At 52.6% G+C, this 14642-nt stretch carries 10 protein-coding genes; 6 read left to right on the top strand and 4 right to left on the bottom strand.

All coding sequences use genetic code 11. The features are described 5' to 3' along the window. Positions 1-522 precede the first annotated feature (522 nt). Positions 523-1197 (bottom strand): M15 family metallopeptidase, encoded by a 675-nt coding sequence (locus BN4609_RS12335; protein WP_084791600.1) that lies wholly within the window; start codon positions 1195-1197, stop codon positions 523-525. Between the two features lie 446 nt (positions 1198-1643). Between BN4609_RS12335 and BN4609_RS12330 the strand changes: the two genes are divergently transcribed. Continuing rightward, positions 1644-2558 carry a phosphate acyltransferase gene (locus BN4609_RS12330; protein WP_068856924.1) on the top strand — a complete coding sequence of 305 codons (915 nt, stop codon included), beginning with the start codon at positions 1644-1646 and terminating at the stop codon, positions 2556-2558. A 62-nt stretch (positions 2559-2620) separates the two neighbouring features. Continuing rightward, positions 2621-3682, top strand: coding sequence for a butyrate kinase (gene buk / locus BN4609_RS12325; RefSeq protein ID WP_068856923.1), 1062 nt, complete (start codon positions 2621-2623; stop codon positions 3680-3682). Positions 3683-4141: 459 nt separating this feature from the next. Here buk and BN4609_RS12320 read toward each other — a convergent pair whose 3' ends face one another. Genes BN4609_RS12320 through BN4609_RS12310 form a run of 3 tightly spaced genes read right to left on the bottom strand, consistent with a single transcriptional unit; the run spans position 4142 to position 7627 of the window. Beyond that, positions 4142-4897, bottom strand: coding sequence for a succinate dehydrogenase/fumarate reductase iron-sulfur subunit (locus BN4609_RS12320; RefSeq protein WP_068856922.1), 756 nt, complete (start codon positions 4895-4897; stop codon positions 4142-4144). Positions 4898-4921: 24 nt separating this feature from the next. After that, the gene (locus BN4609_RS12315) at positions 4922-6904 is read right to left on the bottom strand and encodes a fumarate reductase/succinate dehydrogenase flavoprotein subunit (protein ID WP_021993925.1); all 1983 of its coding nucleotides are present in this window, start codon (positions 6902-6904) and stop codon (positions 4922-4924) included. Between the two features lie 36 nt (positions 6905-6940). After that, positions 6941-7627 carry a succinate dehydrogenase cytochrome b subunit gene (locus tag BN4609_RS12310; protein ID WP_021993926.1) on the bottom strand — a complete coding sequence of 229 codons (687 nt, stop codon included), beginning with the start codon at positions 7625-7627 and terminating at the stop codon, positions 6941-6943. 211 nt (positions 7628-7838) lie between these two features. Between BN4609_RS12310 and mnmG the strand changes: the two genes are divergently transcribed. The 4 genes from mnmG (at position 7839) to dtd (ending at position 14631) form a co-directional block, all read left to right on the top strand. After that, entirely contained in the window at positions 7839-9710 is a 1872-nt protein-coding gene (mnmG, locus tag BN4609_RS12305) for a tRNA uridine-5-carboxymethylaminomethyl(34) synthesis enzyme MnmG (RefSeq protein WP_068856921.1), read from the top strand. 48 nt (positions 9711-9758) lie between these two features. Next, entirely contained in the window at positions 9759-10289 is a 531-nt protein-coding gene (locus BN4609_RS12300; protein ID WP_068856920.1) for an adenine phosphoribosyltransferase, read from the top strand. 334 nt (positions 10290-10623) lie between these two features. Continuing rightward, positions 10624-12459, top strand: a complete 1836-nt coding sequence (gene uvrC / locus BN4609_RS12295) for an excinuclease ABC subunit UvrC (protein WP_068856919.1) — start codon at positions 10624-10626, stop codon at positions 12457-12459. 1719 nt (positions 12460-14178) lie between these two features. After that, positions 14179-14631, top strand: coding sequence for a D-aminoacyl-tRNA deacylase (dtd, locus tag BN4609_RS12290; RefSeq protein ID WP_068856918.1), 453 nt, complete (start codon positions 14179-14181; stop codon positions 14629-14631). The last annotated feature ends 11 nt before the right edge of the window (positions 14632-14642 follow it).

The following is a 14642-nucleotide window of genomic DNA, read 5'->3' as shown; positions in this document are numbered from 1 at the left end:
TGCCGGACATGTATAATATGCGTATAATAATACGAACAGGGCACTGGAAACACTCCACTGTACTGCCGTAAAGGCTCTCCCGCATGCCGGAAACGCCTCCGCCGCACCACAGGAAGCACCTTATCACCGCACGGAAAAGGCTCTTCGGCTGTCCGGAAAAGCCTTTTTCATAATCCGATGATGCCTCATACGGATGGCAGGACAGCACAAATGCCTGGCTGTCAAGGCATTGACAAAAACGCTGAAAAACGGCGCGTACGCCACTGAAAACGCGGTGAGGGAAAACGGAGGCACTCTCGCGGAGTTGAGACTGTGACATTATGCACATACGGAGACAAAAAATGCATATTCTTTCAAGAACATGCATACACTATGCGGAACACTTGACCGCTCCGCAAACACGCCGCAGACGGTCGTCGGAAACGCGAGGACTCACCCACACACAAGCCGCAGCGGCAACGCACACACGGCACCACGCACACCCCACCGCGGGCGTCGGATGCAGCTGCGGTGGCGTGCGCGTCATTCAATTACCTTATAATATTTCTTCGCGACAGCGCGCGACACGTAGTTGAAGTGCCACCACTCCGTGCGCAGCGGCTTGAAACCGGCATATGCCATCACCTCACGCAGCAGCCGACGGTTAGCCTGTGCCTCGCGCGATATGCGACCGGAGGCGACGAGCGACGCCTCTTTGTCGATGTGGGCTGCCGCTCCCATGTAGTCTATCTTCGTACCCATGGGTACGCTGTCGCCCTCCAGCGTGCAGAGGGTGAGGTCGACCGCCATGCCGTAGTTGTGCAGTCCGCCTCCCCGCGCAGGATTGCTTACGTAGAAATACTTAGGCGTGTTCTTCACCTTATCCCACATTTTCTGCTGTATGGACATAGGACGTGCCGCGTCATACACCTTCAGACTTAGGTCAGGACGCAACTGACGGAGCCTCTTCTGTGCCTTCACGAGGGCTGCGGCAGCCTTGGGGTGCAGATAAGCCTCGCGCAAATCGGTATACAAAACCTCGCCCGTGAAATTGTCGGCACGGCTGTACATGAGCGACACAAAGATTGAAGGGTCGGCTTTCTGTACGTTCACATAGCCGCGCTTCTCCAGCGACCGTGCCGTGTCGCTGAGCTTTCCGCCCGTCGTCGCAGCAAACAGCGACAAGACAAATGCCGTGAGTAATAATAAGTTCTTCATATTCTGACTTTTTTGTATTCTGTGTTTCATCACGCCGCCAACGCACGGTGTCTTTCACACGGAGCGTACCCGGCGCGCAAACAATCGCAAAGGGCGCGAACGACGGAGCGCAAGTTGCTCTGATTGTCCTGCCCTTCCGCATTCCTGTCCGATAAATCTTCTTTAACTGCAAACTTAATGAAAAAAACTCATTATGGCTGATACGGATTGAAGAAAATGCATTATTTTTGTAAAAAACAGACTGCGACAGGCAATAAGAAAGAAGATTCTCATTGCACTCGCTGGCACTGTTTTTGAATAAAACAGGCGGCACTAGGCAATCAGAAAGCAAGCTCTCATTGCGCTCGCTGGCACTGTTTTTGAATAAAACAGGCGGCACTCGGCAATCAGAAAGCAAGCTCTCATTGCGCTCGCTGGCACTGTTTTTTACTAAAAACCGGATATGTATGAAAGAGAAACTTGATTTTGATGCCATGGCACAAAGACTTCTCCACAGCGGCAGACGCAGGAGGGTGGCAGTGGCGGCACCGGAGGACGCACACACGGAGGAGGTGATAGACAGGTGCATGAGGGAAGGCATTGCCGACTTCGTGCTCTTCGCACGGCGCGAGAAGGCGGAAACGGCGGAAAGAATAGCCGCGGTATGCCCCGGACACGCAGTGACGGTGACGGCGGACACGCCCGAAGAGACGGCGCGCATGGCTGTGAAGGCTGTGAGAGAAGGACAGGCTGACGTGCTGATGAAAGGAACGCTGAACACCGACGTGCTGCTCAGGGCTGTGCTCGACAAGGAGAACGGTCTGCTCATTCCGGGACGCACGCTGAGCCATATCACGGCAACGCAGATACCGCAATACGGTAAGCTGCTGCTCTTTGCCGACGCAGCGGTGATCCCGCACCCAGATACCGAACAGTTTGACGCCATACTCAGATATGCCCTTAACATCTTCAGAAAGCTCAACGGACACGGACGCACACCACGGGTGGCTCTCATACACTGCACGGAGAAGACCAACGCGAAGTTCGCGCACACACTGAGCTACGCCGAACTGAGACGGCGCGCCGCCGAAGGAAGATACGGACGGATGCTCATAGACGGCCCGATGGACGTGAAGACGGCATGCGACAGCGAGAGCGCACGCATAAAAGGACTGACCTCTGAGGTGACGGGCAATGCCGACATACTCATCTTTCCCAACATAGAGGCGGCGAACACGTTCTACAAGACCATAACTCTCTTCGCAGGGGCAACAACCGCAGGAATGCTCTGCGGAGCCGTCGCGCCGGTGGTGATAGCATCGAGAGCCGACTCGGCGGAGGCAAAGATGTGCAGCATGCTCATGGCATGCAGTCTGGCATGAGGCATACGGCAGGAGACGTTACCAATAAAAAAGACTGACATATATTCATATTACACAACCCAATGAAACGGATTTTCGTAATCAATCCCGGCTCGACATCAACAAAAACCGCTGTCTTCGAGGACGAGAAGGCGGTGTGGATGTCGGGCGGACACCATCCCGCACACGAGACGGCGGCATTCAGATGTGTGAACGACCAGTATGAGTACCGGCGCGACTTCATCATGCGCAACCTCAGGGAGGCGGGCATCGCGCTGGACTTCGACGCGGTGATAGGACGCGGAGGACTGCTCAAGCCGCTGCACGGAGGTGTGTATGCCGTGAACGAACGGATGAAGCACGACCTCAGACACGCGCAGCACGAGCACGTGTGCAACCTCGGCGCGCTCATAGCAGACGAGATAGCGCAGCAGTGCCATTGCCCCGCATTCATCGCAGACCCCGTGGTGGTGGACGAGATGCAGCCGCAGGCAAGGCTCACCGGACTGCCGGGCATAGAACGCAAATCCATATTCCACGCGCTCAACAGCAAGGCGGTGGCGCGCAAGCACGCTGCCTCCGTGGGACGCAGATATGAGGACATGAACGTCATCGTGGCGCATCTGGGAGGAGGAATATCTGTGGGGGCGCACCGCAAGGGTCAGGTGATTGACGTGAACAACGCCCTCGATGGTGAGGGTCCGTTCTCTCCCGAGCGCGCAGGCACGCTGCCCGCAAGTCAGCTGGTGGACATGTGCTTCAGCGGAATGTACAGCAGGAAACAGATAAAGGCTATGCTCAGCGGTAAGGGAGGACTCGTGGCGCACCTCGGCACCAACGACATGATTACGGTGGCAAGCAAGGCTGAGCAGGGTGAGGAGCCGTGGCGGTCGGTGCTCGAAGCAATGCTCTACACCGTGGCGAAACAGATAGGCGCGATGTATGTGGCTCTCGGAGGACATGCCGACGCCATCATCCTCACGGGAGGAATAGCCTACAGCACATACTGCGTGGACAGACTGAGAAGCCAGACGGAGTTTCTCGCGCCGGTGACGGTGATGCCCGGTGAGGGCGAGATGGAGTCGCTGGCATACAACGCTCTGGGTGCGCTCAACGGAGAACTGCCCGTGCAGGAGTATGTGTAATGTTTTTCATTCAAAAAAATAATGGCGCCAGCCTGTAGAGACGCAAAATCTTGCGTCTCACGTCCAGCCCATAGCGACACCAGCAAACAACACATCGCAAACAACAAAAGCATATACCCCCTTGTGAGACGCAAAATTTTGCGTCTCTACTTTTAATCCGTACCGCGCTGCAAAAACACTCCGTCGTATGAACATATAACACATAAAAACACAGGAAAGGCTTTTCCGCGCGCCTCAGGGCGCACAAACCCTCCAAACGGAACAACTGTCCACGATTGCAGGGAAACGCCGTCACACGCAATAAAAAGCCACAATGACGCAACGGTTGAGCATCATAACAATGCCGGTGACTACCATTCATGCCCGCCAATGCACCGGCGTACGCATCCTGCATCACACAAAAACGGGGCGAAGACCACAGTCTCCGCCCCATAAACGATTGTAAAACGAGGATTCAGATTAATCGGCAAGCTTCGCCTTGATGAACTCGCGGTTAAGGCGAGCGATGTTGGCGATGCTCTCGTTCTTAGGACACTCAGCCTCGCAGGCACGTGTGTTGGTGCAGTTACCGAAGCCAAGCTCCTCCATCTTCATTATCATTGCCTTGGCACGCTTTGCCGCCTCAGGACGTCCCTGCGGCAGAAGTGCGAGCTGTGACACCTTTGACGACACGAAGAGCATTGCCGAACCGTTCTTGCAGGCAGCCACGCATGCGCCGCAGCCGATGCATGTGGCGCAGTCCATAGCCTCGTCGGCAGCCTCCTTAGGTATGAGGATGGCGTTGGCATCCTGCGGCTGACCTGTGCGTACAGTGACATATCCGCCTGCCTGGATGATCTTGTCGAACGCTCCGCGGTCCACCATACAGTCCTTTATGATGGGGAACGCAGCCGAACGCCACGGCTCTACGGTGATGACATCTCCGTCGTTGAAACGACGCATATAGAGCTGGCAGGTTGTCGCTCCGGTAGCCGGACCGTGCGGATGACCGTTGATGTAGAGCGAGCACATGCCGCAGATGCCCTCACGGCAGTCGTGGTCGAACACGAAAGGTTCCTTTCCTTCTTCTATCAACTGCTCGTTGAGAATGTCGAGCATTTCGAGGAAAGAGGTGTCACCGGGAATGTCTTTCATCTCGAAGGTATCAAAATGACCCTTTGCCTTAGGACCGTTCTGACGCCAAACTTTAAGTGTGAAACTTATATTTTTGTCCATAATTGTATGTTCTGTGGTTGTTTATTAATTCTTGTAGTTACGTGTCTGAACCTTAATAGCCTCATACTCAAGCGGTTCCTTGATGAGTTCAGGTGCCTTGGTGTCATCGCCCTGATACTCCCAGCAACCAACATAGAAGAAGTTCTCGTCATCGCGCTTAGCCTCACCGTCCTCGGTCTGATACTCCTCACGGAAGTGTCCGCCGCACGACTCGTTGCGGGAGAGCGCGTCGTAAGCGATAAGCTCGCCCATGGTGATGAAGTCGCGGAGGTGGATAGCCTTGTCAAGCTCAGTATTGAGACCCTCCTTCGAACCTGGAATGAAGAGGTTGGTCTCAAACTCCTTGCGCAGTTTCTTGATCAACTCAAGACCCTCTTTCAGTCCTTCAGCCGTACGTCCCATGCCTACATGCTCCCACATGATGTGTCCGAGTTCCTTGTGTATGGAGTCGACAGAGCGTTTTCCCTTGATGTTCATCAGCCTGTCTATCTCTGCCTGAACACCCTTCTCCGCCTCGTCAAACTCCGGCAGGTCGGTTGAGATGCGCGGCCATATGGACTGGTCTGCAAGATAATTCTGTATGGTATAGGGCAGAACGAAGTATCCGTCGGCAAGTCCCTGCATCAGCGCGGACGCTCCCAGACGGTTGGCACCGTGGTCTGAGAAGTTGCACTCGCCGATAGCGAAGAGTCCCTTGATGGTTGTCATCAGCTCATAGTCAACCCATATGCCGCCCATGGTGTAGTGCACGGCTGGGAAAATCATCATCGGGTTGTAGTATTTCACACCGTTTATCTCGTTGGCGAGCTCGCCCGGATTGACGTCTGTTATCTCTTCGTACATGTCGAAGAGGTTTCCGTAACGCTGCAATACAACGTCGATGCCGAGACGTTCGATGCTTTCAGAGAAGTCGAGGAACACGGCAAGACCTGTATTGTTTACACCGTAGCCCTTGTCGCAACGCTCTTTGGCTGCACGGCTGGCAACGTCGCGCGGAACGAGATTGCCGAATGCAGGATAGCGACGCTCCAGATAGTAGTCGCGGTCTTCCTCAGGTATGTCGCTGCCTTTCTTTGTTCCAGCCTGCAGAGCCTTGGCGTCCTCAAGCTTCTTCGGCACCCATATGCGTCCGTCATTACGCAGCGACTCCGACATAAGCGTCAGTTTTGACTGCTTGTCGCCATGAACAGGGATACAGGTCGGGTGTATCTGCACATAAGAAGGGTTGGCGAAGTAAGCTCCCTTGCGGTAGCAAGCCATGGCAGCCGTACAGTTGCAGCCCATGGCATTTGTTGAAAGGAAGTATGTGTTGCCGTAGCCGCCGGTGCCGATAACCACCGCGTTTGCGGAGAAACGCTCCAGTTTGCCTGTCACAAGATTCTTTGCTATGATACCGCGGGCACGTCCGTCCACGATGACAACGTCCTCCATCTCATAGCGTGTATACAGTTTCACACGTCCTGCATGTATCTGGCAGCTGAGCGCGGAATACGCTCCGAGCAGGAGCTGCTGTCCTGTCTGACCCTTGGCATAGAATGTACGCGACACCTGTGCGCCTCCGAACGAACGGTTGGCAAGCATGCCTCCATACTCGCGGGCGAAGGGAACGCCCTGCGCCACGCACTGGTCGATGATGTTGTTTGACACCTCTGCCAGACGATATACATTGGCTTCGCGTGCACGATAGTCACCGCCTTTCACTGTGTCATAGAACAGACGGTATACAGAGTCGCCGTCGTTCTGATAGTTCTTTGCGGCGTTTATACCGCCCTGTGCCGCAATGGAGTGGGCGCGGCGCGGCGAGTCCTGAATGCAGAAGTTCAGGACATTGAAGCCCATTTCACCGAGAGAGGCAGCCGCACTGGCTCCTGCGAGACCGGTACCCACAACGATAACATCGAGCTTCAGTTTGTTCTTGGGGTTCACCAGACGCTGGTGAGCCTTATAGTTTGTCCATTTTTCAGCCACGGGGCCGGCAGGAATCTTCGAATCGAGTTGTTTTGCCATAACTTTATGAATTATGAGTTGTTTTGTGTGAATGAATTAGTAGCAGCAGTTCAGGCTCGGAGCTATGTTGAAAGCGAAAGCCAGCACTACGACGAGGAAGCCGAGCATCAGAAGCGTGGTGTACACGATGCCGATGACCTTCCAACGGTTGAACCATACCTTACCGTTCCAGCCGAATGTCTGCATCGCGCTCCAGAAACCGTGAGAGAGATGGAACCAGATGGCGACAAGCCAGACAATGTAGAGCACAACATAAAGAGGGTTGGCGAAAGTGTCCTGAATGTAGGCGAAGCCGTCGGCAGGGTCGTGTGCCATCTCCATTCCGGTCAGCTCGGCGAACATCATGTTGTACCAGAAGTTGAACAGGTGGAGCAGCAGTCCGAGCAATACGATGATGCCCAGCACGAGCATGTTCTGTGACGCCCACTCCACTTTTTTGGAACGCGCGGTTACCGAGTAGCGCTCGTTGCCGCGTGCGGCACGGTTCTGCATCGTTAGCCAGAAGGCGTACACGATGTGCACCACTGTCAGGAATGCCAGACCGAGCGTAGCCACCAAGGCATACCAGTTGGCACCCAGGAACTCACAAATCATGTTATAGGCTTCTCCGGAAAAGAGAGCCGCAACGTTCATTGACATGTGGAATGTCAAGAATAGAATAAGCGCGACACCGGTTACCGACATCACAACCTTTCTACCAATAGAAGAATTGATTAACCACATAAATGATTGAAATTTAATTATTTAACTGTTAGATTTATTTAGATTCAACATAACATAGCAGTTAAGCACGCGCCCTCCGTTACTTTCTTGTAGGTAACGGCTGCCCCATACAGAATGCAAAAATACTATATTTTAATGATAAATCAAACTATTTTAAGGCAAAAATCGATTTTTATTCTTAATTTTGCGACTCTAAATTATACAGCAAATAATGGATTTATTTTATGACGTACTCGTAATCGGAGGAGGCCACGCGGGCTGCGAGGCAGCGTCAGCCGCAGCCGGAATGGGAGCGAGGACATGCCTTGTGACAATGGACATGAACAAGATAGCCCAGATGAGCTGCAACCCCGCCGTAGGAGGAATAGCCAAAGGACAGATCGTGCGTGAGATAGACGCGCTCGGAGGATATATGGGTCTGGTGACAGACGCGGCATCGATACAGTTCAGAATGCTCAACCGGGGCAAGGGACCTGCCGTATGGAGCCCGAGGGCACAGTGCGATCGGGAGAAGTTCATCTGGCAGTGGAGACACGTGCTCGACTCCGTTGACAACCTCGACATATGGCAGGACCAGGCTGAGGAACTGATTGTCAGGGACGGACACGCCGAAGGTGTGCGCACGATATGGGGAGTGGAGCTGCACGCCCGCTGCACAATCATATCGGCGGGGACATTCCTCAACGGACTGATGCACATCGGACGGCACAAGGTTCCGGGCGGACGCTGCGCCGAACCGGCGGTACTTCATCTCACGGAAAGCATAACTCGCCACGGCATAAACGCCATGCGCATGAAGACGGGGACGCCTGTGAGAATAGACAGACGGAGCGTTCACTTTGAGAACATGGAAGAGCAGCCGGGCGAGAACGGACACCACTGCTTCAGCTACATCAGCGAACCGCGCCCTCTAAAACAGCTTTCGTGTTGGACATGCTACACCAACAAGGACGTGCACGACACACTGCGGTCGGGACTGGCGGACTCTCCCCTCTTCAACGGACAGATACAGAGCACCGGTCCGCGCTACTGTCCGTCCATCGAGACAAAGCTCGTCACATTCCCAGACAAGGACCAGCACCCGCTCTTTCTCGAACCCGAAGGCGAGGATACGAACGAGATGTATCTCAACGGTTTCTCCTCAAGCATGCCGATGGACATACAGATAGAGGCTCTCAGAAAGATTCCGGCACTGCGCGATGTGAAGGTCTACCGCGCCGGATACGCTATAGAGTATGACTACTTCGACCCTACGCAGCTCTACCCGTCGCTTGAATCGAAGATAATAAAAGGTCTTTACATGGCAGGACAGGTGAACGGCACCACCGGATATGAGGAAGCCGGAGGACAGGGAATAATCGCCGGCATCAACGCCGCACTCGCCTGCGCAGGCAGCGACCCTGTGGTGCTCAAACGCGACGAGGCGTATATCGGCGTGCTCATAGACGACCTGACCACCAAAGGAGTTGACGAGCCGTACCGGATGTTCACGTCGCGCGCCGAATACCGCATACTGCTGCGTCAGGACAACGCCGACGCGCGGCTCACACAGATGGGATATGACCTCGGAATTGTGAAAAGACCGCGTTACGACATTTGGATAAAGAAAAAACAGAACATCGATAAAATCGTTGAATTCTGTAACCGTACATCGGTAAAACCGCGCGAAATAAACGACGCGCTCGAGCGTCTCGGCACTGCCCCGCTGCGCATGGGATGCAGTCTGGCAGACCTTATATCGCGCCCGCAAATAACGATGGAGAACCTCAGCGAGATTGTTCCGTTACTGAAAGAACTGATTTATTCGATAGACGCGCGACGGGAAGAGACGGTGGAAGCGGCTGAGATATGTATCAAATATAAAGGTTATATAGAACGTGAACGGCTTATTGCCGACAAGATGCACCGTCTTGAGAATATCAGGATAAGAGGACACTTCAATTATGCGGAACTGCACGAGCTCTCGACAGAGGCGCGCCAGAAACTCGAAAGGATAAATCCCGAGACACTGGCACAGGCAAGCAGGATTCCGGGAGTGTCACCGAGCGACATCAATGTACTGCTTGTGCTGATGCACCGATAGTTCCACGTGAAACAAAAAGAATAATAAACACATCATAACTTATTGAAAATGAACAACAAAGTATTACTGGCAAACCTGCGCTGCATAAAGGATTGGCCGAAGAAAGGAGTGAACTTCAGAGACGTGACAACACTGTTCAAGAATCCGGAGTGTCTGAGGATAATAAACGACGAACTGTATGAGCTTTATAAAGATAAAGGCATCACGAAGATAGTAGGCATAGAGTCGCGCGGATTCGTCATGTCTTCCGCCATCGCGCTCCGTCTCGGAGCAGGCATCGTATTGTGCCGCAAACCTGGCAAACTGCCGTGCGACACCGTCCAGCAAACATATGCGAAGGAGTATGGCACAGACACAATAGAGATTCACAACGATGCAATCGACGAGAACGACGTGATTCTGCTGCACGACGACCTGCTCGCCACAGGCGGCACGATGAAGGCGGCATGCGACCTCGTGAAGAAGTTCCACCCGAAGAAGGTGTACTGCAACTTCATCATAGAACTGATAAACGAGAATATGAACGGACGCGACGTGTTCGACGACGACATAGAGATAACCACACTTCTGCAAGTGTAACGCACCCACTCCACCAGCCGGCTGAAACGCGACACCGACACAATGACGTATCGGAGAACGCGGCTCAGCCGGCTGTTTTTAACTTATCACCTCTCACACGTCACCGATACCGTGCGACGCGAGAAAAAATCTGACCACAGCACGGCAGACATTCTACAGCAATACAACAGACATTCTACAGCGCGGAACGTATGCCCTCCGACGAGCGCACGGTACTTGTGCCGGAGCACCAGCAAACATCATCAGGGACAAGACGGAAGCAGGCAAGAGACAATTAAGGTTTCACGTGAAACTTTAACACACAAAATCACTCTATATAAACAAGTTACGCATCATGAACAAAGACGAGAAACAGCAGATAACCGAGAGACTGAAGAGCATCGTACTGAGCATGCCCGACAAGCCGGGGAGCTATCAGTTTTATGATGAAAACCACGTCATAATATACGTGGGCAAGGCAAAGAGTCTGAAGAAGCGCGTATCCTCCTATTTCCATAAGGAGGTAGACCGGTTCAAGACAAAGGTGCTCGTCTCGAAGATAAGAGACATCAGCTACACGGTGGTGAACACCGAGGAGGATGCCCTGTTGCTGGAGAACAGTCTGATAAAGAAATACAACCCACGCTACAACGTTTTGCTGAAGGATGGAAAGACCTACCCCAGCATCTGCATAACCAACGAATATCTGCCGAGAATATTCAAGACGCGGCAGATAAACCGCAAGTTCGGCACATTCTACGGACCATACAGTCATCTGGCAAGCATGTATGCCATACTCGACCTTATAAAGAAGCTCTACAAGCCCCGCACGTGCCGCATGCCGATAACCAAGGAGGGAATAGAGCAGAACAAATACAAACCATGCCTGGAATACCACATACACAACTGCAACGCGCCGTGCACCGGGTGCCAGACATGGGAGGACTACCGCGCCAACATTGAGCAGGCGAAGGAGATTCTGAAGGGAAACACGCGCGAGATAAGCCGCGCCATATATGCGGAGATGATGCAAAAGGCAGCCGAGATGAAGTTTGAGGAGGCGGAAGCGTTGAAACAGAAGTACGTCCTCATAGAGAGTTTCTGCGCCAAGAGCGAGGTTGTGAGCCACACCATAACAGACATTGACGTGTTCAGCATAGCCGACGACGACAGCCGCCGCAACGCTTTCATCAACTTCATACACGTGAAAAACGGTGCGATAAACCAGAGTTTCACGTTCGAATACAAGCGTAAGCTCGACGAGACCGACGAGGAACTGCTCCTCACGGCGATTCCGGAGATACGCGAACGGTTCGGCAGCAAGGCTTCGGAGATAATCGTCCCGTTCGAGATGAGCTGGAAGATGCGCGAGGCTACGTTCATTGTACCGCAACGGGGCGACAAGAAGCACCTGCTCGAACTGTCGGAGATGAACTGCCGACAATACAAGTTCGACCGTCTGAAACAGGCAGAGAAGCTCAATCCGGAGCAGAAACAGACGCGGCTTATGAAGGAACTGCAGCAGAAACTGCAGATGAAGAAGATGCCGTATCACATAGAGTGCTTCGACAACTCCAACATATCGGGCACCGACGCCGTAGCCGGATGTGTGGTGTTCAAAGCCATGAAACCGTCGAAAAAGGACTATCGGAAGTACAACATACGCACCGTCTGCGGTCCGGACGACTACGCCTCGATGCAGGAGGTGGTGAGACGGCGCTACGGACGCATGAGCGAGGAGGGCGAACCCCTGCCCGACCTCATCATAACCGACGGCGGAAAGGGTCAGATGGAGGTGGTGCGCAAGGTGGTGGAGGACGAGCTCGGACTCGCCATACCCATCGCCGGACTCGCCAAGAACGACCGTCACCGCACCAACGAACTGCTCTATGGTTTCCCGCCACAGGTGGTGGCACTTAAGACCGACAGCGAACTCTTCCACGCCCTGACGAAGATTCAGGACGAGGTACACCGCTACGCCATCAGCTTCCACCGCGACAAAAGGTCGAAGCACGCACTGCACAGCGAGCTCGACAACATCAGCGGAATAGGAAAGAAGAGCGCGGAGGCACTGCTGAGGCGGTTCAAGAGCGTGAAGCGCATACGTGAGGCGGACATCGAGGCGATAGCGGAGGTGGTGGGAAAGGCGCGGGCAGAGGCTCTGAGACGCCATTTCGACAACGCACAGTGAGCAACTGTGTACATAGTTGCCATATGTCAACTAAAAAGCCGCAAGTGTTAAATAAAACGTTCTCAAAACCCGCATATTTGTGCCCGACAGTTCCCTCGGCTGCAAATAACGCCAAAATACGCGCTTTCAATAACACCCTGACTATCACCACATTACACTTCACATTCTCCCCATCATCCCTTCTCACCCTCCCCAAACACACCCTCTCACCTCTCCAAAGAGCCTTTCTCACCCTCCCAAAGAGCCCGTTCCGGCTCGCCAAAGAGCACGTTACGTGAGCCAAAAGATGCGGTTCTATACATCCGTGAGCACACATCTGTCATCAAAAAGGGCTTTTCGGACAATTTAAAGGCGTCTGACGCGACATCTCACACATATCCTTATAATAACCTATAGGGGTAAAAAGGAAGTCACAGACGCTAAAATTCAATATCCGGAAGGTAAATTGCAGCAGATTTTTTAAGTTAAAATCACGCCGTGAGAAAGTGATGTTTGCGGAACAATGTGTTGTATTCTATCGTATGACAATCAGGAAACACCATCCTACCAACGCTATCGGCAAAAGTAGAGACGCAAGATTTTGCGTCTCACAAGGGAGTATATGCGATTATTGTCAGCATATTATTGAATGAGTGTATTGCTATGGGAAGGACGGGAGACGCAAGATTTTGCGTCTCTACCGGGCTTACGCCATTGAGTGAATGATGAGGGGTATAAGGATGATATGCGCTGGCTGCAATAGTAGAGACGCAAAATCTTGCGCCTCACAAGGGGGTATATGCGATTATTGTCAAGCTATTACTGAATGAGTATATTGCTATGGCATGGACGGGAGACGCAAGATTTTGCGTCTCTACTGGGCTTACGCCATTGAGTGAATGATGAGGAGTATAAGGATGATATGCGCTGCCTTCAATAGTAGAGACGCAAAATCTTGCGTCTCACAAGGGAAAAATGCATACATTGCCAGCGGCATTATAACATGCAGATACTGCTATGGGAAGGACGGGAGACGCAACATTTTGCGTCTCTACTGGGCTCGCGCCATTGAGTGAATGATGAGGAATTAAAGGCAATATGCGCTGGCTTCGAAAGTAGAGACGCAAAATCTTGCGTCTCACAAGGGGGTATATGCGATTATTGTCAAGCATATTATTGAATGAGTGTATTGCTATGGGAAGGACGGGAGACGCAAGATTTTGCGTCTCTACTGGGCTCACGCCATTGAGTGAATGATGAGGAATTAAAGGCAATATGCGCTGCCTGCAAAAGTAGAGACGCAAAATCTTGCGTCTCACAAGCGAATACTGAGCTGATATTAATCACGGATGCTTCTGCCGCACGAATATACATAATGGCTTAATACGCAAAACGTCATATCCTATGTATATGATTATAACGGTTAAACATCCTTTATACGCCAAAATAAAAGGATGTTTTGCTTTGAACAGAATCCATTTTCCACTATCTTTGCAATAAGATAGGCTGCTCTCGGGAATTTGAAAACAAGATTTCATTCCGCTCGTTTGCACCATCTTTGCAATAAGATAGGCTGCTCTCGGGAATATGAAAGCAAGATTTCATACCGCTCGTTTGCGCAATCAAAGCAATGACACCGGCGGCAACAGGAATAATGGAGATACATATTCTTTCCCATCGTCAGCATCGCCTGTAAACAAATAACAGAAGCGCGTAACGCGCCACATAGGATTAAGGAAAATGAAGATAGTAATACAGCGCGTGAGCCGCGCATCGGTGACAATAGACGGTAAGGTGAAGTCGTCAATAGGACGCGGCTTCCTCATTCTGCTCGGCATCGCTTCCGACGATACCGTTGAAGACGTGGAATGGCTTGTAAAGAAGACAGCCGCACTGCGTGTGTTCGACGACGAGAAGGGCGTGATGAACCTCCCGATAACAGCCGTGGACGGCGAGATACTGGTAATCAGCCAGTTCACCCTGATGGCTTCCTACAAGAAAGGCAACCGTCCCTCGTGGATACACGCCGCTCCCCACTCCATCGCAATACCCCTCTACGAGCTGTTCTGCAGCCGTCTGGGCGACGCCATCGGCAAGCCTGTGGGCACGGGCGAGTTCGGTGCCGACATGAAGGTGGAGCTGCTCAACGACGGTCCTGTGACCATATGCATGGACAGCAGGAATAAAGAGTGATAATACATAAG

Source organism: Leyella lascolaii (assembly GCF_900079775.1).
GTDB classification, from domain to species: Bacteria; Bacteroidota; Bacteroidia; order Bacteroidales; family Bacteroidaceae; genus Prevotella; species Prevotella lascolaii.
The sequence above is the reverse complement of the archived record's forward strand: the minus strand, read 5'-3'. Positions and strand labels throughout refer to the sequence as shown.